Raw genomic sequence first — 21,906 nt, forward strand, 5'->3', positions numbered from 1 at the left:
TAGAGACTGATAAGCACATGCTCATGAAACGTTTCCAATACTTTATCGAATCCCGTGCATTTGGCGTTTGCACCATGCTGGGCGAGAAACTAGGCATAGCCAGCAGCAGCATCCGTCTTTCGTTCATTTATGTTTCGTTTCTCACTATGGGCTCGCCGGTAATTATTTACCTGATGCTGGCCTTTTGGATGAACGTGCAGAAAAGTCTGCGTCGTGAGCGAAGCACCGTCTGGGACCTATAGTTCCTGCGCAGTTCGCTTCTGACGCACAAAGTACTCCCAAACTATACTTCCTTTGTAAACGCCTGCCATACGTGTATAATTGCCTTTAGGTTGCTGCAGCTTACGGCGTTTGCGCCAGTAATTGCTGTTTCGCAGCACATCAGCGTGCGCATCCAGCACGGCGCGTGCATCTGCTGTTTGGCCGGCCAGTAACATCCTGAAAGCCGCTACCCAATCCAGTATAATGCGCAGGCTTATAGTTGGTATCAGTTCAGATCCCGGTAGGTTTTTATAAAGCAGGGCCAGACCGTTCCTGAAATTCAGGTATGTTTTACGTGGGTTTGATTTGTGCAAAGTTCCTCCGCCAACATGGTATACACGGCTGTGGCCATTGTACATGATTTTGTAACCTGCATTTTTGGCGCGCCAGCAGAGGTCAATCTCTTCCATGTGCGCGAAAAAGGCCGGCTCCAGTCCGCCCAGCTCGTGGTATAGTTTTGCTCTTACAAACATGCAGGCTCCGGTTGCCCAGAAAATTTCCTGCACATCATTATACTGCCCACGGTCTTCTTCCACGGTTTCAAAAAGGCGGCCACGGCAAAAGGGGTAACCCAGGGTATCAATCAGTCCACCGCCAGCTCCGGCGTGTTCCAGGAAATCGGGGTGCTGCTGTGCGTTTATCTTAGGCTGTACGGCAGCAATCGTTTGGTCGGCGTCCAGCATGGTAACGATAGGTTCTACCCAGCCCGGCGTTACTTCCACATCTGAGTTCAGCAGCACGTAATAGTCGGCATCCACCTGTTTCAGGGCTAGGTTATATCCTTCGCAGAAACCGTAGTTCTGGCTATGCCGGATGATGCGTACATTCGGAAAATGCTGTTCTACATAAACTATAGAATCATCCGAAGAGGCATTATCGGCAACTATAATATCGCAGCCCGGGCTGTTTGCCAGCACCGACGGCAGAAACTTTTGCAGGTAGCGTTGCCCGTTCCAGTTAAGAATAACAATAGCCGTGCGGCTGGTACTATAAGCCAAAGTTGCCGAAATCTAAACCAGGGATATTAGGTAAAAGTCCGGAAGTGTGCTTTTTCATTTCTTCCTGCGCGCGTTCGGTAGCGGTAAGCATGGCATTGTTCACGGCGGCAACCACCAGGTCGTTTACCATTTCGCGGTCGTTCGCATTCAGGATCGATTCATCAATCTCAATTTTCAGGAGCTTGCGCTGTCCGTTTACAGTAGCTTTTACCAGTCCTGCGCCGGCTTCAGCAGAAACGGTTATGTGTTGTAGGTTGTCTTGTGCTTCTTTTAGTTTGGCCTGGACTTCTCTCATTTTGCCCATCATGCCCATCATATCAAACATAGTCGTGTGCTTTTGTAGTACAAGTGTGTTATTTGGTATAACGCATCAACACATCAAATATACTAGCATAATTTCAGATTACAGAAAAAGTAGCAACCTAACTTGGCATTGTATAATATTTACCGGAAACTATTCATAAACTATTGTTATAGCCAATTTAGGTATTAAAGTGCGGGACTTTAATTAACGGATTAGTGTAACAGTGCCGGTACGCCGCTTTGTGGTGCCATCCTGCAGGGTTATAGTTACTTCGTAGGCATAAACGCCTGCTGGTTGCGGTTTGCCGTTATAGTTGCCATCCCAGCCTGTTGTACGGTCTGCGCCTGTATACACCACCTGACCTGCACTGTTCATCACTTTTATAGCAAAGTTTTCGAAGCGTTTGCCCTTCACCTCAAAAAGGTCATTCAGACCGTCGCCATTCGGGGTAAAGCCACTTGGTACGAACAGGGCATACTCCAGCTTTATAGTTTCGTTGTTAGAGTAAGTTACCTCTCCTGTTGTTGCTATTGCTTTAATCCGGTAACGAAAAATCTGTTCCTGCTGGTCGGCCAGTTGTGTGGTGTGGCGGTTCCCTCGCACTGGTGTACTGCTTATCAGGTTACCGCTTTCGTCCAGCAACTCCAGACTATAGTTTGCAACACCCCCTGTAAAACCACTATAGTTGGTCCAGGTAAGCAGCACAGTTTCGTCGGGATTTTGCTTTACGGTGAGTATTACCGGGCAGGCGGGAGCACTCTCTACAGATGTTTTGTCGCAAAGGTTAACAAACGACGCGCGATAGCAAACCGGGCCTGTTTTCTGAAGTTGATCGGTTAAAGTTAGTTGCTGAGTTTCCTGTAGTTTTGTGAAAGGAGCTCCATTCATACTTCGCAGGTAAGTCGCAGTTTTTAAACCCTGCCCATCCGGAAGCTGTAATGTAAGTTCTACCTCGTTCTGAAGATTAAAAGTAGCCAGCAAGGTAGGAGCAGGTGGCGTAGCAGATGATATAACCCTAATGCAACTACCAGCACTCTGCGAAACTGATTTTCCATCTGCGGCAATTCCTCTTACCTCATAGCAATATTCCTGGGCGCAGCTTACAGCCTCGTCAATAAACTGATTCTGGTTGCCAGCTATAGTTTGCAGCAGTGTGCCGTTCCGGTAAATCTCGAATTGCCGAAATGTACCGGCTATACTTGACCAGTCTATAGTTGCCTGCTCGTTGCCATCTCCAGGGGTAACCGGAATGCTGGTAACCGTGTTGGATGGGGCTAATGCCTGGCTGCAGGCATCAGTAGCAGTTATGCGAAACTGCAATGGTACCGTAGTATCGAGGGTTGTGAGTGTCAGGGTATTTTCTGTAGCTCCAACAGTTCTTACTGCCTGGAAACTGGTGCCATCCTTCCGCTCTAACGTATAGTTGTATGCCGGTTGTAAACCATCTATAGTTAGCCTGATGGCTCCGGTAGTGGCATCCTGAACCTGAACTATAAGTTGGCTTATTACTGGAGGCATGTAAGCGGGCAGGTTGCTTATAGTTTGACGGACAGGTATGGAAGAACAGAATGCACCAACGTAGCCTCCTGTTACAGTAATTTCCTTCGGTACTCCTGTGTATTTATGTTTAATAGGATTGGCTATAGCATTTTTAAATACCGTCGGGCTATATTCTGATTGATTCTTATCATTCAGAAATCTGATGATGTAAAAATCATAGTTACTGTCGTTGAGGTTTACTGTGAAGTTATTATTGGCGCAGGCTATAGTTGTAAAAGTTGGGTCAGGCGTGGCCACTACCTCAAAAGTTTGTTCAAATGCGCCCTGATTACCTTTTAAGTTTCCGTATTGGGTTACTGTAACAGACCCGGGTTTAGTGTAAGTAAAGTACTTTTTACTGTCGTATACCGGTCCATCTGGTTTACCATCTCCGTCTTTATCTTCCTTATCATCAGCCTTGTCGTAATCGTAGTACTCTTTATCAGCATCCACGCCACCGCAGTCGCGGAAGGTAATGCGCTCACCAACACAAAACTTTGTTACTTCCCTGCCGAGCCTGTCATAAGCTTTAAAGCACCTGTTCTGGGCATTTGTAACAAAACCGGTCAGAAGAAGAGCCAAGATTAGTAACAGTTGTTTTCTCAAGGTAAGTGTAAATAAAGCAGTGGATATACGAATTTACCTAAAATCACAGAAGTATAAACTATAAAACGAAAACGGCTACACTTTTTGTAAAGTATAGCCGCCCGGTGAACTATAAACTATAGTTTTATACTTGCTGGTATTGTCGTAAAAAAGCGATACTCTTCATAATGTCGTCGTGTAGCACACGGTCTGTCGATACAAACGGGACCACTTCGCGGAACGAACTATAAAGTTGCTCTAGTACTGATGAAGTTTTTAATGGCCTTCTGAAATCGATTGCCTGTGCTGCGTGCATCAGTTCTATAGCTAAAACGCGCTCTACGTTCTGCACCACCTGGTATAGTTTGGTTGCAGCGTTGGCACCCATACTCACGTGGTCTTCCTGCCCGTTTGACGATGGAATGGTATCAATAGAAGCCGGGGTGCACAATTGCTTGTTCTGGCTAACGATGGAGGCCGCTGTATACTGCGTGATCATGAAACCGGAGTTCAGACCCGGCTCAGCAACTAAAAAGTCAGGTAAGCCACGCGTTCCGGAGATTAATAGATAACTGCGGCGTTCCGAAATACTGCCGAGTTCGGCCATTGCGATAGCTGTAAAATCCAGTGCCAGCGCCAGCGGTTGCCCGTGGAAGTTACCACCTGATATGATCTCGTCTTCGTCGGGGAAGATGTTCGGGTTATCGGTTACAGAATTGATCTCGGTCAGGAAAACGTCTTCGGCGTAGCAAAGCGCATCTTTGCTGGCACCATGCACCTGCGGGATGCAACGGAACGAATACGGGTCCTGCACATGCACTTTGTCCTGAACGATAAGCTCACTGCCTTGCAGCAGGTTTCTAAAGTTTTCAGCAGTCTGCAGCTGTCCTTTGTGCGGACGAACCTTATGTATCAGTTCATTAAAAGGCTCAATTCTGCCATCAAATCCATCTAAAGACAACGCTCCAATTAAGTCAGCTTGTGCGGAAAGGCGGCGGGCTTGTAACAGGTTGTAAACGCCATAAGCGCTCATAAACTGCGTACCGTTCAGCAGGGCAAGTCCTTCTTTTGCTTTGAGGGCAATCGGTTCCCAGCTAAACATTTCCAGTACATGCTTACTTTCCAGTTTATAACCCTGGTAATGCACTTCGCCCAAGCCGATCAGCGGCAGACAAAGGTGCGCCAACGGAGCCAGGTCACCGCTGGCACCCAGTGAACCCTGTTGGTAAACTATAGGGTAAATGTCGCGGTTATAGAAATCGATCAGCCTTTTAACCGTCTGCAACTGCACACCACTATGCCCGTACGCCAGCGACTGCACTTTTAGCAGCAACATCAGTTTCACCACTTCCTGCGGAACTTCCTGGCCGGTGCCGCACGCATGCGACATCATCAGGTTGCGTTGCAGCTGCTCCAAGTCATGGTTTGAGATCTTGTTCTTGTAAAGCGAGCCAAAACCAGTGTTAATGCCGTAAATGCTGCGCTCGTTTTGCTTCATTTTATCCTGCAGGTAGTCGTAGCATTTCTGTATGCGCTGCTCGGCATCGGCGGATAAAGCTAAACTATAGTTACCAGAGATGATCTCTTGTATGCGCTCCAGGCTCAGGTGCTCGCCGGAGATATGGTGTACGTTGCTCATGTTAGGCTATTTCTTTCAGCTGGGCAATAATGTCGTCAATGTATAGTTCGTCCTGTTCGCCGGTCTGCATGTCGCGCAGCTTCAGTTTACCGCTGGCCATTTCTTCGGAGCCAACCAGCAGCACGAACGGTATATTTTTCTGATCGGCGTAGCCCATCTGCTTTTTCAGTTTGGCCGCTTCCGGGTATAGTTCTGAGGCTATGCCAGCATCGCGAAGTTTCTGCAGCAACGGCAGCGCATATACTTCCGACTCTTTATCAAATTGAACGATAAGAAGCTTAGTGCTCATCTGTGCATTAGCCGGGAATAGGTCCAGTTCTTCCAGCACGTCGTAAATGCGGTCTACGCCAAACGAGAAGCCTACACCTGATACGCCCGGCAAACCGAACATGCCTGTCAGGTTGTCGTAACGGCCGCCGCCACTGATGCTGCCCATGCTCACGTTGTTCACCTTCACTTCAAAAATGCATCCGGTGTAGTAGGAGAGGCCACGGGCCAGCGTTACATCCAGTTGCAGGCGCGGCTTACCGGATGGGTTTGCTGTAGTCAAAGCATTGCTGCCCAGGTTATCGAGATAAGCCCATACTTCATTCAGGTCTTTCAGGCCGCGTTGTCCTTCTTCAGTATTGCCCAATATAGTTTGCAGTTGCTGTAGCAGGTTCTGATTGTCGCCTTCCAAACTATAAAGTGGCTCCAGTTTGCCTACCGCATCTTCCGAAATGCCACGCTCCAGCAGCTCTTTACGCACGCCTTCCGCACCGATCTTATCCAGCTTATCTATGGCCACGCAAATGTCGCCTTCACGGCCTTTCTCGCCAATGGCTTCGGCAATGCCGGCCAGTACGCCGCGGTGGTTTATCTTTATCGTGAAATCGGTCAGGCCAAGGGTAGTCAGCACTTCGTCAATCATCTGCACAATTTCGGCTTCGCAAAGCAGCGAGTTGGTACCTACCACGTCGGCATCGCACTGGTAAAACTCGCGGTAACGGCCTTTCTGCGGACGGTCGGCACGCCAAACCGGCTGTATCTGGTAACGCTTGAACGGGAAGGTGATCTCGTTGCGGTTCATCACCACGAAACGGGCAAATGGCACGGTCAGATCGTAACGCAGTGCTTTTTCAGAAATCTTCCGGATCAGGTGTTTGGAGCCTTGCTCGATATCGGTTGGCGTGGTTTTGCTAAGGTAATCGCCCGAGTTCAGTATCTTAAAGATCAGCTGGTCGCCTTCGTCGCCATACTTGCCCGTCAGCACCGACAGCTGTTCCATGGCCGGGGTTTCGAGGGGCAGGTAGCCAAACTTTTGGAAAGTGCTGCGGATGGTGTTAAATATATAGTTACGTTTAGCCACTACAGCAGGGCCAAAATCGCGGGTTCCTTTTGGTAAACTTGGTTTCTCTTTGCTCATGCTAAAAAACTTTGCTGGCGAAGTTACTAAAACCTATGCAAAAGGATATATGCTTTCAGTAAATAGGTGTGATAACTATAGAGAATAGCAAGTTAGCTATAGTTTGAAATACAAGAAAGAAGATAAATTTAAGTACAATGTTAAAAGGCGTTGTCTTCTCCAGTGAAGATATTCAATACAGTAAATACAATGATCTTCAGGTCAAGAAGAAATGACCAGTTCTCCAGGTAAAAAATATCTATCTTAACTCTTCCTCGCATCTGATGCACATCTGTAGTTTCACCTCTGTAACCTCTGATTTGGGAAAGACCTGTTATTCCTGGTTTGATAAAATGCCGCACCATAAACTTATCTACTATTTGAGAATATTGTTTGGTATGTTGCAACATATGCGGTCTAGGACCAACAACAGACATGTTACCTAGCAACACATTAAAAAATTGTGGCAATTCATCTAAGCTGGTTTTTCTCAGGAATGCTCCAACTGCAGTTATTCTGCTATCACCACGTACAGCTTGTTTGGTATCAGAGTCAGAGTTAACAGTCATTGTCCGAAGTTTCCAGCATTTAAACTTTTTATTGTCTATACCGGTGCGGTATTGCTTAAAAAATACAGGTCCCCTTGAGTCTAACTTTATTAGAATCCCCAAGATCGGTAGTAACCATGATAGCAGAAATATAATTACAGTTAGCGAAAAAAAGATGTCAAAGGCTCTTTTGATGAATTTGTTGACTGCATCATCAAGTGGAATAGACCTGAAAATCAGAATGGGCAGGACATCGTAAAAGTCCACCTTCATTTGGTTGAATGGAAGTTCACCAGGTTCAGGTAGAAATTTCATTCGTAGCAAATTGTTATCCACAAAATCAAGTAGTTCAACAATCTGCTCTCGCTTCAGGTTATAAGGGCTGCAGTAGATTTCATCGACTCCGTTCTCCAGTGCGAAATTTTTGATGTCTTCAAAGCGGCCTAAAACAGCAGGTTTTCCAACATTATGATCATCAAAAAAGCCTAGGAATCGGTAACCGTGTTCAGGGCGAGAGGTAAAAAAGCGTTTTAAGTCGAGAGCAGTTTTACTATAACCTACAATGATGACTGTCCGGTAGTTATACCCTTTTCGACGGGCATAGCGAAGAAATGTTACTACTGTTATTCTCCAAGAAACAATTAAAACAGCTAGTAGTACATACTGAGCTAATAAGAAATGTCTATTGATTTCAGCAGCCGAGATGTTTAGCGCTGCTTCACATAGCAATATAAAAAATAAGACGACTTTAAAGGCATTGATTGCTACTCTAGAAACCTTGGATACTCTATAAAACTTATAAGATCTAAGAATGGAAGAGCAAAAAAACCAGGCCAGAATTGCGAAAATAATGATCTCAACTAATCTTCCAGTAGTAAAAGGGCCGATTTTTTCCTGTAATAAACTATATGAAGTAATAATGGAGATGGCAATTGCAGAAGCATCGCCAATGGCGTGTACTGGTTTAATGTACTTGGAGTAAAGGCCGGGCACTACTTTCTAATTAAGCTTGTTGGATTTAGTTGCAGAAACGAAAGTAATATATATTAATCTAATTATTACAACATCACTATTATTTTAATTGTAATAATGTGTAATAATCTAGAGTAGATAAGCCTTGGTTGATGAACTTGGCTTCAGTTGTGGGTCGCTTTATATATTATTAAATTCACAATTATTTTAATTATCACAAAAGGGATTTTTAGATCTCTGCCAGTTATTTTAGCTTAAAAGAGTAAAGTGCAAGAGGTAGTTCTCTAACATATTAGATCTTTAATACTAACCCCTGTAACATGAAATATCTGTACAGCTTTTTACTAGTAGGCTTGTTGATTTCCTGTGCCAGACCGCAGGCAATAAGTACTTTTCCTGCAACCAAAGCACACCTACAGGATGGAGAACAGTTTTATACTATAAATGGCCTGAAACACTGGGTTAAAGTAAAAAACAGCCAGCAACAAACTACACCTGTTGTTATTTTGCATGGCGGTCCGGGAGGAAACAACTATAACTTTGAAAGAACCGCAGGCCCCTTACTGGAGAGTTTCGCTACTGTTGTATACTATGAGCAGCGAGGCAGCGGCAGGAGTGAGGCACCCAAAAACCCGGAAGACTACACACTTCCGATGCTTATAAACGACCTGGAGGTACTCAGAGACTCATTAGGAGCTCAAAAGCTTGTACTTCTGGGTTACTCTTTTGGAGCCGAGTTGGCACTCCGTTATGCCCTGGCGCATCCAGATCGGGTAGAGAAGCTAATCCTATCTGATCCGGCTGAGTTATCCAGATCTAATATGCTGGTACAGATACAGGGATTCTATTCACTTGGCGACAGCGTTGTTAAAACCGGTATAGATAAGATTTTAAAGGATACAACTGAGCTTGAAGAGAAATATGGGTGTGTGTGGGGGCTTAGTAATTCTGCTTTGGTTGACAGGTTTTTGTTCGTGAATCAGGAGATAGCCGCACGTAACAGGGAAATGTGGAAAGAGAGCAAACTGGTGAATACTGGCCTGATGGCGAAGGTGTATATCAAAAATAACAAAATGGACCTGGTAGAAAAAGCAACAGGCTTGCCAATTCCTACTATGCTCATTAGTGGTGTATACGACAGGAACGGAGGCCTGCATACTGCTCTAGAGTTAAAGAAAGTACTACCTAACAGCACAATCAAACTATACGAGAACAGCGCTCACTTTCCTGATATGGAAGAGCCTGAACGGTTTGCTGCAGATATTAAAGCTTTTCTATCAGGTAAATAGCAGTATCAGTTTGCTATAGTTATAGCCTGTATACAGACTCTTTGAAACGGAAGTATGAACTACAAAAAAGGCTTCTTCCATATCCGAAGAAGCCTTTTTTGTTTTATAAACTATGGTTGTTAATCGTCTTTACGGGTAATCCAGCTCAGGTTGTACAGGTCACGGCGTCGGTCTTTCAGGTTACGTACACTGCCTGCTGTGTTCAGGTCCTTGAGCAGGTTCAGGTCAAGGTCAGCGATCAGTGTCATCTCTGTGTTAGGGGTGGCTTCAGCAACTACAGCATCGTGTGGGAATGCGAAGTCGGACGGGGAGAAGACGGCTGACTGCGAGTACTGGATGTCCATGTTCTCTACTTTCGGCAAGTTACCTACGCTGCCGGTAATAGCAACATAACATTCGTTCTCGATAGCGCGGGCCTGGGAGCAAAGGCGTACGCGCAGGTAAGCGTTCTTTGTATCGGTCCAGTACGGTACGAAAAGGATTTTCATATCCATATCAGACAGCATACGTGCCAGTTCCGGGAACTCTACATCATAACAGATCAGGATGCCGATTTTACCAATGTCAGTATCGAAGATCTTTAGTTTATGACCACCGCGCATACCCCAGTAATGCGACTCATCAGGCGTGACGTGCAGTTTGTACTGCTTGTCGTAGGTACCGTCGCGGCGGCAAAGGTAACTTACGTTGTATAGTTTATTGTCGTAGTACTCGGGCATGCTGCCGGCAATAATGTTGATGTTGTACGACAGCGCCAGGTGGATCATCTGCTCACGGATCTCATCTGTATACTCGGCCATCGTTCTGATAGCCTCAGATGGTGATTCCTCTTTGGTAAGGGCCATTAGCGGAGCATTGAAAAACTCCGGGAACATCACAATATCAGATTTGTAAGAGCTCACCGTATCTACATAGAACTCGATCTGCTGCATCATGTCGTCCAGTGATTTTACGGCGCGCATCTGCCACTGTACAATGCCGATACGAACGATCGTTTTCTTACCACCAATGAGCTCTTCCTTCTCTTCATAATACACGTTCACCCACTCCAGCAACGTAGCGTAGGCACGGGATTCTCGGTCGTCGGGCAGGTAGCCTTTCAGTATTTTACGAACGTGGAAATCGTTGCTCAGCTGGAAAGACAGTACCGGGTCAGCCAGTTCCTTGTTGCGCACCATCTCGATGTACTTAGCCGGTGTTAGTTTGTCAGCGTAATCCTTATATCCCGGTATGCGACCACCGGCAATAATGCCGCGCAGGTTCAGATTCTCGCACATCTCCTTGCGGGCATCATAAAGGCGTCGGCCAAGGCGCAGGTTGCGGTATTCCGGGTGCACAAATACGTCTATGCCATACAGGGTATCGCCTTCCGGGTCGTGCGATTTAAAGGAACCACGATCCACAATCTGCTCATAGGTATGTTTGTCGCCGTAGCGGGCGTAATCAACTATAAGACTGAGCGCAACGGCTATTACACGTCCTTTGTCTTCAATACAGATCTGCCCTTCCGGAAACTTCTTCAGCAGGTTAGAGAACTCTTTTCTGGTCCAGGCGCCGTCTATGTTAGAGTACACCGTGTCCATGATTTCCTTCACTTCCTTGTAGTCTTTCAGCTCGAGCTGGCGCAGTAATAATTTGTGTTCGGTATGCTCAGTACTTTCTTCGTTCTTATCGCTCATAGGTACATTTTGTCTTTATGCTACTGATATACGTGCAGTAAGTATAGTTTCGATACAATTTACCAGTTTTAGCAACTGCCGTAATCATAAACCAAAGTTAAAAAGAAAGCGCAGCTTATGTAGCTGCGCTTTCTTTTTAACTGTTTTCGTGTCTAGTCCTTTTACAATGGGGGGATGATTCACCCTTAAAATTATAGTTCTACTTCCGGAATTTCGCCTTCAATTATAAGCGTACCTTCCGTTGCCTTCTGAATATCCTCTACAGTAACACCTGGGGCGCGCTCCAGCAGTTTAAAGCCTTTATCAGTTACTTCCATTACGCATAGGTCGGTTACAATCTTTTTTACGCATTGCAAGCCTGTAATTGGCAATGTACATTCTTTGAGGAGCTTAGAGGAACCATCGCGGGCAGTATGCTGCATGGCAACTATAATGTTTTTGGCCGAGGCAACCAGGTCCATAGCCCCACCCATGCCTTTTACCATTTTGCCCGGTATCTTCCAGTTGGCAATATCACCTTTTTCCGAAACTTCCATTGCACCCAGAATGGTCAGGTCCACGTGTTCGCCGCGGATCATGCCAAAACTATCGGCAGAGCTGAAAATAGAGGAGCCTGGCAGCGTGGTTATAGTTTGCTTTCCGGCATTTATCAGGTCGGCATCCACCTGGTCTTCGGTAGGGAAGGGGCCCATGCCCAGCAATCCGTTCTCTGACTGCAGCACTACCTCAATACCGTGCGGAATGTAGTTCGCCACCAGGGTCGGTATGCCGATGCCCAGGTTCACATACATTCCGTTCTTTACTTCCTTCGCGATTCGTTTCGCTATCTGATTTTTATCTAAAGCCATGTTGTTCGTGATTTAAGCCTGTCTTACCGTTCTCTGCTCGATGCGTTTTTCGTACTTTTCGCCCTGGAAAATACGCTGCACGAAAATGCCTGGCGTGTGGATCATGTTCGGGTCCAGTTCGCCGGCTGGTACCAGTTCTTCTACTTCAGCAACCGTAATTTTACCGGCAGTAGCCATCATTGGATTAAAGTTGCGAGCGGTACCTTTGTAGATCAGATTCCCGGCTGTGTCGCCTTTCCAGGCCTTTACAAACGCGAAATCAGCTCGTAGCCATTCCTCCATCAGGTACATTTTGCCGTTAAACTCACGGCTCTCCTTGCCATTGCCCACCTCGGTTCCATAGCCGGCCGGCGTGAAAAAGGCTGGAATTCCTGCCCCACCTGCCCGAACACGTTCAGCCAACGTTCCCTGCGGAATCAGCTCTACTTCCAGTTCGCCACTCAGCAGCTGACGCTCGAATTCGGCGTTTTCGCCTACGTAACTGGCAATCATTTTCTTCACCTGGCGCTTCTGCAGCAATAACCCGATACCAAAATCATCCACACCGGCATTGTTCGAGATACAGGTTAAGTCTTTCACACCCAGGCGAAGCAGCTCTGCTATTGAGTTTTCCGGAATACCGCACAGGCCAAAGCCGCCCAGCATCAGCGTCATGCCATCTTGTACTCCTTGCAGAGCTTCCTGAGCGTTCTTTACAGTTTTATTTATCATAGTTATGGTAATGTATTATTATGCTTTTCAGGTTGTATTATGTTCTAGAAGTTATTGATCTAAGTAAAGTTTGATCAGAAAATATGGTATAGGGTAAGTTAGATATAATAAAAGCCATATACAATGTATGGTTTTACTTTTTTGGGTGAAATGGGTTTTGTTTTAGGTGAACTATAGTTGATTGTTGCATTGAAACTGGTAACTATAGTTTAAAAATAGGATGTCATTTCGGACATTGAGAGAAATCTATTGCAAACTATAGTTACTTTTTGTCACCCTGAGCATTCTTGAGACGAGAGTCGAAGAGAGCCAGCGAAGCTGTAAAGGATCTTATGTGTCCTATAGTTGCCACTTGCCACAAGCAGTTCGTGCTATAGTCACCTCTGATCCTGGGAGCTCTACTTACCTATCGTTTTATAGTTGGCTTTGGTGCGCTCACGGCCGCGGGGCCCCGTCTTCGGGCATCGCGCCTTGTACATTTCTTTTGCTCCTGCGTCGCAATGCCTTACGGCACCAGAAATCTACAAGGCGCTCAACCCAAAGACTAAGGCGCTCAACCCAAAGACTGAAATCACTCGATAGCTATAGTTTATCTATAGTTTGATAAGCTATAGTTGCATCGCCTTTCTGTGGTTGTAGTTCCGAGGGGCAGGCTGCGCCTGTCTGTTCTCTGGCTGTAACTATAGCACAATTGCTGAAACTATAACCATAGCAGGATTCCCCTCTTGGGAGGGGTAGGGGCGGGTTAACCCAGCAACTATAAAACTATAGCTCAACTATAGTAGTAGCTGAAATGCTTCCCACCTTAGACTACCGAGAAGCGACTTCGAAGGTAGCGAGCATAGCTCTGAGGGGAGGGGTGGTTGGACCAACAGCAACTATAGAACTAGAGCAGCAACTTTAGCAACCGCCCAATCCTAAAAATCTGGAAAATCCCCTTAATCTGCGGTTCAGGCAAACTATAGCGAAAGAGCTTTCGCTGTTGCTGCTTTATCTTTTACTAGTTGGGCTTTTAAGGCATCCAGGCCGTTGAACCTTTGCTCGTCGCGGAGGTAGGATACGAAGGAGACTGTAATGGTCTGGCCGTAAATGTCCTGATCGAAATTGAGCAGGTGGACTTCCATGGTCAGATGTGCGCCGTCTATCGTTGGGCGCACGCCGATGTTCATCATGCCAGGGTAACGCTCGCCATCTATAGTTGCCCAAACAGCATATACGCCATTGGCAGGTATTAGCTTGTGGCTGTGCGGAATGGCCAGGTTAGCTGTTGGGTAGCCGATAGTGCGTCCAAGTTTGTTGCCTTCAACTACTACTGATGTTAAACTATAGTAGCGTCCCAGGTAACTGGTCGCAGTTTCCAGGTCGCCGGTCTCCAGCGCTTTCCGGATTTTTGTAGAGCTCACGCCTATATTGTCTATATCTTCACGCGGAATTTCTTCTACTTCAAATCCATACTTGCCTTTCTGGGCTTTCAGGTGTTCAAAGCTGCCTTCGCGGTTTTTCCCAAAACGATGGTCATAGCCAATTACAAGTACCTTCGTATGCAGTGCCTTTACCAGAATATCGGATATAAAGCTGCGGGAACTGGTGCGCGAGAAATCTTTGGTGAACGGTATGATGAGCAGGTAGTCGATCCCAAAGCTACGCAGGTGCTCAATACGCTCGTCTATAGTTGAGAGAAGGCGGAGATCATTGTCTTCGGGGAAGAGCACCAGGCGCGGGTGAGGCCAGTATGTGATAACAACACTCTGGCCGTTATGCTGGCGTGCACGCTCCATTACGCGCTGTAGTATTTTCTGATGGCCAACATGCACCCCATCAAAAGTGCCGCTGGTAACCACCGGGAAACTAAGTACGGGAAAATCGGCTATGTCACGAATTACTTCCATTCGCTTCCAGCTGTGCTTTTCTAATTTCCTGTATATCTTCTATAGTTAAGGCATCTTCCAGCTTATACGTACCAATGCGTGTACGCACCAGAGAACCCAGGTGCGCACCAACGCCAAGCTTTACGCCCAGGTCGTAGGCCAGACTCCGGATATACGTGCCTTTTGTACAAACTACCCTGAAGCTTACCACTTCGCCCTCAATACTGGTAATATCAAACGCTTTTATAGTTATGGTACGCGGCTTCAGTTCAGCGGCCTTGCCACGACGGGCAAGGTCATAAGCGCGTTTGCCATCTACCATCACAGCCGAATAAATAGGGGGCACCTGTTCTATAGTTCCCACAAATGTATCGGCGGCAGCTTTTATAGTTTCCGGTGTCAGGTGGCTGATGTCTATGGTTTCTGTTACCTCTGTTTCCTTGTCGTAAGATGGTGTGTACTGGCCCAGAATGATGGTGCCGGTATATTCCTTCTCCTGCGCCTGAATCTCATCAATCCGTTTGGTGAACTTGCCGGTGCAAAGTATCAGCAGCCCGGAAGCCAACGGGTCAAGTGTTCCGGCATGGCCAATCTTTTTTACGCGCAGGGTATTGCGTACTTTCTTCACCACGTCAAACGACGTCCAGGTAAGCGGTTTATCTATAAGCAGGACTTCGCCTGCTTCAAAGTTGTAGGTCATGCTATACTCTTAAATCTACACCTAAAGCCAGCAGCGCAAGCAGCAGCATACCTAAAGCAATACGGTAATAACCAAAAAGTTTAAAACCATACTTGGTCAGGAAGCTGATAAAAAAGCGGATAGCCAGCATGGCAACTATAAACGCCACAAAATTACCGATCAGTAAAAGCTGTAGGTCATCCTGAGTAATCATTTCCAGGCTATTTTGAATCTTAGGTAAGTTAAACTTCAGGATGTCGGAAATCTCGAGGTGCAGCAGGTCGGTGATGAGTTTGTAAGTTGATGCCGCCAGCATAGTTGGTACTGCCAGGAAGAACGAAAACTCGGCTGCTGACTTACGGTCGATGCCCTGCGCCATACCACCTATAATAGAGGCCGCCGAACGCGAAACACCCGGAATCATGGCTATACACTGTGCCAGACCGATCATGAACGCATTTTTATAGGTAATGCGTTCTCTGTCTGCATTGGCAAACCACTTGTCTACAAACAGGAGTACCACACCGCCAGCCACCAGCATTACGGCTGTAACCACCACACTTTCCAGCATGGCATCCACAAAATCCATCAGCACAAAACCAATGGCTACGGCCGGTATAAATGCCAGCAGCAGTTTCTGGTAAAACTCGAAGCTCTGTAAAAACCGGCGCCAGTACAATACCACCACCGACAGGATTGCTCCAAACTGAATGTTTACGGTAAATATTTTGGTAATCGGTAATTCATTTATCCCCATTAGTGCCGATGCAATGATCATGTGGCCGGTAGAGGAAATAGGTAAAAACTCGGTAAGTCCTTCAATAATGGCTAAGATGATAGCCTGCCATACGCTCATCTAGTCGTGGTTTTTGTCTTTAACAAGGATTGCAAAAATTTCGATGATAAAGCCTGCCAGCACAACTATAGGCCCGAGCGTGATGCCCATGAAACCTAGGCCGTATTGTTCGTTGTCCAGCGTCATAATGATAAAGCCTATCACGAGTACCACAATGCCAACCAGCATCAGGATGTAGTTCTTTCTGCCAAAGGCAAGTCTGTCTTTATTTTCCATTGTTAGTATAGTTCGTCTAATGAGAGGCGCAGGTATTTACGCACCGCGCGGTAGGAGCTCAGAAAACCGATAATGCAGCCAATTACGAGGAGTGCACCCATCAGGATGTAAGTTTGTTCTTCGTTTTGTAGCTCTTTCAGTTCTTCTATCTGTGTGTAAGCGTATTGCATTAAGGCAAAAAGTAACGCCGAAGCTATAATGCCGCTCATAACGCCCTGCCAGGCTGCCCGGTTCAGGAACGGCCGCTGTATAAAAAAGCCTGTTGCCCCAACCAACTGCATGCTCCGGATGAGGAAGCGCTGCGAGTATAACGCCAGTTTTATGGTATTATTTATAAGGATAATAACTACCAGGATAAGGATAATGGCAAAGCCAAGCAGGATAATGCTGATCTTCTGGATGTTGCTGTTGATGGACTCTATAAAGCCAACCTCCACATACTGCACTTCAAAAACACCTTTAATTCCTTCCAGGTCATTCTGGATACCCTTCATCTGGGCAGGTGTAGTGCTTTCGGCTCTGATGTTGATCACATAGGCATCGCGCAGCGGGTTCTCACCCAAAAAAGAAGTAAAGTCTTCACCGGATTTACCTATAAATTCTTCAGCGCCTTTCTCTTTCGATACAAAACGTACCTGGGCAGTATCGCTTTTAATGGCTACATAATCTTTGGCAGCCAGCGTTTTTTTAATGTCGGCAAGCTGTTTTTGGGTCAGGTTACGGTCCAGGTATAGCTGCATCTCAATGCTTTCCTTTACCTGCTCCGATAATCTGTTTGCATGTATAAGCAGCAACCCGAACAACCCGATCACAAACAAGGCCAGCGAAATGCTGAACACAACCATGGTATGCGGGTAGTTGCCGAGCTTCTTCTTCTTTATTGATTTGTGTTGCTTTGCCATAGGTACTCCTTCCATACAAAAGTAGGAATATATTTTAAATATAGGGAAAGCAGTAGCGCTAAAAGAAAAGTCCAGCCTTGAGGGGGCAGGACTTTATTGTAATGGTTGTTGATTAAATCGTGGGTCAGAGTCCAGGATGATCTGCTGGCGTTCCTGCTCCTCGAGGCGACGCTGGCGACGGTTACTCCTGAACAGTTCACGCAGGTTATCGAACCGTTTGGTGTGCAGTAAGCTGAAGCTTTGGCGGTTGGTGCGTCTGTCAATCAACCCTCTCGGAATGGTATTGTATTCCAGCCTTGCCCGTAGTTCGCCACTCTTTGTTATATAGTACTCCAGCGACCAGTCGCCCTGGTAGCCGTTGTCGCGGGAGGTGCCTGCTTCGTTGCTGGCCCCAAGGCCGGCTTCACTTGTAACCCGCAACCTGCCCTGGAAGAACGAGTAACTTAAACGCACCTGCAACGATGAAAGCGCATCCTGGTCTATATTGCCCAATCCAATATCTATTTCCAGGTTACTATCAATACTATTCAGGAAACTGCTGAGCTGGTTCGATAATAAGCTACCCAATGATCCGCCTACAGCAGTAGTGCCGGCATCAACTGTACTAAAGGTACCCTGCGGAGATAAGCGCCCCAATACCATCAGACTGAACACCTGTCGGTTCAACTCGGCTTCGTCGTTTTTAATGGAGCTGATAAGGGCTTCGGTTTCGGCGGTTTGCGGTACCTGGTCAAAATCCATTCCAAGGCTGATCTGTGGTGTAAGCAGGGGGCCATCCAGGTCTATAACTGCCGTTACCGGGTAGCGGCCCTGTATACTGCTGGTTTCGGTCACAGGCAACGATGCCATCTGGGTATAGTTACCGGTAATGTTCATAATGCCGCCCAGCGGGTCGCCGTTCCAGGTAATGGTGCTGCCCGGCTGTACGTTAAATTCGCGGGTTACAAGCCCCTCCAGCAAGTTCAGGTTATAAGCTCCCTTTGATATCTCAAATGTACCGAACATGTTAAAGTCGCCACGTGTGTCAATTGTCATGCGAATGTCGCCGCTACCCGAGCCTCGTATTACGTCACCAGTTGTTCGGTCTATGATAATCTCAAAATAAGCGTCGTCAGTTACATTCAGGTTAAAATTCATGTTGATGCCCGACAGGTCCACTTTTTGGTCGTCAACGGCAACGGCAAGGCTATCTGGGGTGCGGGTTACAAACCGGATAAAGTCTTTTCGGGCAACGTTCTCCTGGTTATCCAGCGGTACAACGATACGGGTGTTCTCTTCGCTGCGGGCGTCCACGTTTATGCGCAGGTTATCTACCGGCCCAAGCACGCTGGCCGTACCTGTTCCGAAAGCGGTACCATAATAGAGCTCGTTCTGCTCGGCAGTGGTGTTCAGGATCATGAAATTACGGTATCGGGCACTCAGGTCTATCACCATATTAGAGAAGCCATCGTGTGCAATGCCGCCTGTAACCGTGGCCGTATTGCCAAAAAGATCACGCAGCTGGGCATTTCGGAAGCTTATGCTGTTTGGACCCAGGTAAATGCGGTCGTTGAAACGGTAACGGGTGTTCAGATAATCGAACCGGAACTGGCCATTGCTTACCATTACGGAGCCTTTGAGAATAGGAGAGGTAAGCTTGCCAAGCACCCGCACACGCCCTTCCAGGTCGCCCTCCAGGTCTGAAAGTATGGGTTTGATTAGAGGCTCTGCCAGTTTTAACTGTGCCTGGTCCATTACGGCCAGCAGGTCCAGTTGGTCTTCCTGGGCTTCGGGGTTATAGTTACCGGTAACCGATAAAACTTTTTTGTGATTTCGGTCTATCCCGATATCCACTACCATCTGCTTGGCTGTGTTATTCCAGTTCGCTTTGCCGGTTATATCCCCAATCAGAAAATCATCCAGGTGAAAAGAGTCTACACGGGCATTCAGGTTAAGCAGGGCGCGGTCATATATATCCTGCACCACCACTTCGCTGCTTAGCCGGCCGGCAATTTTTTCTGTAATGAGGGTATTGAGGTTGCGAAGGTCAAAGTTCTCCACACGCAGGTTTAAGGTGCTGTTCGGGTCTTCTGAGATGAGGCCTACCGCACGAATAGTCTGTTCCTGGTTTGTGATGGCAAAGTTCTCAAACAAAAAGGACTTACCCGCATCACCGATTACAATGGTATTGCCTGGTGTAAATGCCCAGGGCATATCGCGTAGTATGATGTTAGACTTATCGAACACAAGCTGAATCTGATTCTCTAGGAAGTTAAGGTCGCCGGTGATGGTGGCACGGTTGTTAAACTCAGGCTGACGCACGCTAGTGGCAAAGTCAATTTTACGTTCGCTCCAAATACCTTCCAGGTAAAAATCCTGGGTGCGGCCGGCAGTAGGTAACTGCTGCTCCTCTGAGGTGTAGATAATACTTGCCAGCACATCCGGACTGTTCTGTAGTTTAGAAGAGGTCAGGTCGAAATGGCCGCGGTACAGGTCGAAGTCGGAATAGGAAAGGGTATCTATATCGCCAGCCATTTCCAGGATCACCGTATTGCCATGCCGGAAGGAGCCTTCCAGGGTAGTATTGCGGGACAAAGACATTTCCGGTAGGAACAACGCCAGCAGCGGATCCATGTTTTTTAGCTGGAGTGTATAGTTCAAACTATAGTCCTTAATCTGTGAAAGCGATTTGCGCGCATAGTATGCGCTGGTGGCGGCATCGTTACTTTCGAAATTAAGTCTGTATTCATGCGCCAGCTGATCCAGGTCAGCTAACAGGGTGCTATAATCAAAGTTGCCATCCACAAATACTGTAACCAAATCCGATACCAGGTTAAGCGCGCGCTGGCCTTCCACAATTTCAGAATTGATATAAAGGGAGTCGAGCACGAGTTCACGCCCCTTATAGTTTATATTAGCTTCATTAAAACTGGCGATGCCTACAAATTCATCCAGCCGCAGGCCTGTAAAGTTCAGGTTAGTGTTGGCACTAATTGTAAACGGCACATCTGAGAAGCGTAATGCCTGCAGGTCTACTTTACGGAGCTGGGCCTTCAGGTTAAAGGCCTGCTGACCACTGTTCAGGAAAATTTCCCCATCCGCTGATACATCCAGGTTCGGGTCTTTTATGCTTACCTGCCCTACAAACTTCTGGCGGCTCAGGTTTCCGTTGGCAATGATGTTCCTATAGTTATAGTTCTTAAACTCTATCTGGTTAATGGTAGCGTCCATGTCCACGTGAGCATCTTCCAGGGTAAAGCCGGAGCCAGCCACATTTCCGCTCATCGAGATGGTGCCCAGCAGATCGGTTCTGTTAATGAGTCTTCCGAGGTTAAAGCTGTTTGTGCTCAGGTAACCTTTATAAGAGGAGGTTCGGCGGTCATCGTCTATTTTTAAATTAATATCTGACCGGACGTTACCCAAAGCAGTAGCAAAATTGCCGTTCGCTACAAAGTCGTTGTAGAAACCAAGAAAGCGGCCATCCAGTTTTACTGTTCCTAGGCGGACTGCCACCTGGTAGGCGTCCTTCGGCAGAAAATGCTTCAAATCGTCTGCATTTATAGTTGAGGGCTTCAGGCGCAGGTTGGCAAAGGTCTCTTTATAGTTTGGCAAACCATCGGCTTTCACCTGGCCTACTATATGTGTATTCCGTCCGTACTGCAGGTCCACGCTGTCAGCGCTGAAGTTGGAGACCTTGCCCTTAAAGTTGACGGAGTTGACCCGGATCTCCTCGTTGTAATCTTTCAGTACTTCAGTAAACTTGGCTATGTCGTCGGAAGTAACATAGGAGTTATAGAGATTGGCGGTAAGGGTAACGCTGTCGTTAAAGCTGGTGAAGTTCTTGAACCGTTCAAAATCAAAGCGGACATAGTTCTGCACATTGCTGTTCTCAACTTTCAGATTCAGGTCGGCCCATTCCCAGAAAGTGGCGGCATAGGTCATGCGGGTGTCGAGGTGGCGCAGGTTGGTGTTGGAGCGTTTCTCGATGGCACTGAAGTTGGTGATGGTAGCCTGAAGTGTATCAGCCAGTACCAGTTCGGTGAAATTACCATAAATACTGTCCACGGTGAGGTGGGCATAGTCCATGGCTTCTGTAAAGACAGGCTTGTTAAAATCGTCGTAGGTAAAGCGACCGTTCTGTATGATCAGCTCCTGCAGGTCAAACTTAAAGGGTTTAGATACCTTGGTAGTGTCTTTTACAAACAGCTTGCCCAGCGCATTGAAAAATGCTCCGGCATTCAGCGAATCAGATCCTTCATAATATACCAGGTTTGCACGTGGCTCCTGAAGTTCCAGGGTGGCAATACTAAGTGAATTTGGGTTAAAGATAGAGAAGGAGGCAATGTCTGCTTCGATGCGGCCTACATAAAATAGCTCGTTCTTTTTAAAGTCGCGTACTTGCACCTGCTCCAGTATCACGTTACTGAAAAATTCGATGTCGACACGGCCTACGCTTACATCATGCCTGGTGGTTTCGGAGAGCCAGGCGGCAGCGCACTGGGCAACTTTGGTTTGAACGGCAGGAATACGGATCGCAAAAAAAACAGCAATAAACAGCAGCAAAAGGAATGCAAACAGCCCTAAAACTATTTTAAGAATAGCTTTTCCTATAACTTTGAAGTAATTTATGGACTGTTCTTTTTCCAAAA

17 protein-coding genes are annotated in these 21,906 nt (G+C 46.8%); 2 read left to right on the forward strand and 15 right to left on the reverse strand.

The annotated features are described in order from the left end of the window. Window positions 1–23 precede the first annotated feature (23 nt). Window positions 24–242 carry a PspC domain-containing protein gene (locus GXP69_RS07190; protein ID WP_163913846.1) on the forward strand — a complete coding sequence of 73 codons (219 nt, stop codon included), beginning with the start codon at window positions 24–26 and terminating at the stop codon, window positions 240–242. On the opposite strand, the gene GXP69_RS07195 is transcribed toward GXP69_RS07190, so the two are convergent. The 6 genes from GXP69_RS07195 to GXP69_RS07220 all read right to left on the reverse strand — a co-directional run bounded on the left by GXP69_RS07195 (window position 237) and on the right by GXP69_RS07220 (window position 8,251). Further along, window positions 237–1,259, reverse strand: a complete 1,023-nt coding sequence (locus GXP69_RS07195; RefSeq protein WP_163913847.1) for a glycosyltransferase family 2 protein — start codon at window positions 1,257–1,259, stop codon at window positions 237–239. The two genes, GXP69_RS07190 and GXP69_RS07195, sit on opposite strands and share 6 nt — an antisense overlap. Continuing rightward, window positions 1,249–1,584, reverse strand: a complete 336-nt coding sequence (locus GXP69_RS07200) for a YbaB/EbfC family nucleoid-associated protein (RefSeq protein WP_163913849.1) — start codon at window positions 1,582–1,584, stop codon at window positions 1,249–1,251. Before GXP69_RS07200 ends, GXP69_RS07195 begins: the two co-directional genes overlap by 11 nt. A gap of 183 nt (window positions 1,585–1,767) precedes the next feature. After that, complete coding sequence (locus GXP69_RS07205) at window positions 1,768–3,684, reverse strand: gliding motility-associated C-terminal domain-containing protein (protein ID WP_163913851.1); 1,917 nt, start codon at window positions 3,682–3,684, stop codon at window positions 1,768–1,770. 148 nt (window positions 3,685–3,832) lie between these two features. After that, window positions 3,833–5,326: a histidine ammonia-lyase gene (gene hutH / locus GXP69_RS07210; protein ID WP_163913852.1), complete on the reverse strand. Its 1,494-nt coding sequence runs from the start codon at window positions 5,324–5,326 to the stop codon at window positions 3,833–3,835. Between the two features lies 1 nt (window position 5,327). Then, on the reverse strand, window positions 5,328–6,731 hold the full coding sequence (gene hisS, locus GXP69_RS07215; RefSeq protein WP_163913854.1) for a histidine--tRNA ligase: 1,404 nt from the start codon (window positions 6,729–6,731) through the stop codon (window positions 5,328–5,330). Window positions 6,732–6,871: 140 nt separating this feature from the next. After that, window positions 6,872–8,251 (reverse strand): undecaprenyl-phosphate glucose phosphotransferase, encoded by a 1,380-nt coding sequence (locus GXP69_RS07220; protein ID WP_163913856.1) that lies wholly within the window; start codon window positions 8,249–8,251, stop codon window positions 6,872–6,874. A 299-nt stretch (window positions 8,252–8,550) separates the two neighbouring features. Between GXP69_RS07220 and GXP69_RS07225 the strand changes: the two genes are divergently transcribed. Further along, window positions 8,551–9,519: an alpha/beta fold hydrolase gene (locus GXP69_RS07225; RefSeq protein WP_163913858.1), complete on the forward strand. Its 969-nt coding sequence runs from the start codon at window positions 8,551–8,553 to the stop codon at window positions 9,517–9,519. Between the two features lie 119 nt (window positions 9,520–9,638). Here the strand turns inward: GXP69_RS07225 and GXP69_RS07230 are convergent, their stop codons facing one another. From GXP69_RS07230 to GXP69_RS07270, 9 genes are all read right to left on the reverse strand, one after another. Continuing rightward, window positions 9,639–11,198: a carbon-nitrogen hydrolase family protein gene (locus GXP69_RS07230; RefSeq protein WP_163913860.1), complete on the reverse strand. Its 1,560-nt coding sequence runs from the start codon at window positions 11,196–11,198 to the stop codon at window positions 9,639–9,641. Window positions 11,199–11,389: 191 nt separating this feature from the next. Then, window positions 11,390–12,046 carry a CoA transferase subunit B gene (locus tag GXP69_RS07235; protein ID WP_163913862.1) on the reverse strand — a complete coding sequence of 219 codons (657 nt, stop codon included), beginning with the start codon at window positions 12,044–12,046 and terminating at the stop codon, window positions 11,390–11,392. Window positions 12,047–12,058: 12 nt separating this feature from the next. Continuing rightward, on the reverse strand, window positions 12,059–12,757 hold the full coding sequence (locus tag GXP69_RS07240; RefSeq protein WP_163913864.1) for a CoA transferase subunit A: 699 nt from the start codon (window positions 12,755–12,757) through the stop codon (window positions 12,059–12,061). A gap of 959 nt (window positions 12,758–13,716) precedes the next feature. Further along, on the reverse strand, window positions 13,717–14,646 hold the full coding sequence (locus tag GXP69_RS07245) for a bifunctional riboflavin kinase/FAD synthetase (protein ID WP_163913866.1): 930 nt from the start codon (window positions 14,644–14,646) through the stop codon (window positions 13,717–13,719). Then, window positions 14,630–15,325, reverse strand: a complete 696-nt coding sequence (truB, locus tag GXP69_RS07250) for a tRNA pseudouridine(55) synthase TruB (protein ID WP_163913868.1) — start codon at window positions 15,323–15,325, stop codon at window positions 14,630–14,632. Before truB ends, GXP69_RS07245 begins: the two co-directional genes overlap by 17 nt. Window position 15,326: 1 nt before the next feature. Then, a complete protein-coding gene (locus GXP69_RS07255; RefSeq protein ID WP_163913870.1) occupies window positions 15,327–16,160 on the reverse strand; it encodes an undecaprenyl-diphosphate phosphatase in 834 nt (277 codons plus the stop codon). Next, the gene (locus tag GXP69_RS07260; protein WP_163913872.1) at window positions 16,161–16,376 is read right to left on the reverse strand and encodes a DUF3098 domain-containing protein; all 216 of its coding nucleotides are present in this window, start codon (window positions 16,374–16,376) and stop codon (window positions 16,161–16,163) included. It lies immediately after the preceding gene. A gap of 2 nt (window positions 16,377–16,378) precedes the next feature. Further along, window positions 16,379–17,278 (reverse strand): cell division protein FtsX, encoded by a 900-nt coding sequence (locus tag GXP69_RS07265; RefSeq protein WP_163913874.1) that lies wholly within the window; start codon window positions 17,276–17,278, stop codon window positions 16,379–16,381. 93 nt (window positions 17,279–17,371) lie between these two features. Beyond that, window positions 17,372–21,904: a translocation/assembly module TamB gene (locus GXP69_RS07270; RefSeq protein WP_163913876.1), complete on the reverse strand. Its 4,533-nt coding sequence runs from the start codon at window positions 21,902–21,904 to the stop codon at window positions 17,372–17,374. Between the last annotated feature and the right edge of the window lie 2 nt (window positions 21,905–21,906).

Source organism: Pontibacter burrus (assembly GCF_010686685.1).
GTDB classification, from domain to species: Bacteria; Bacteroidota; Bacteroidia; order Cytophagales; family Hymenobacteraceae; genus Pontibacter; species Pontibacter burrus.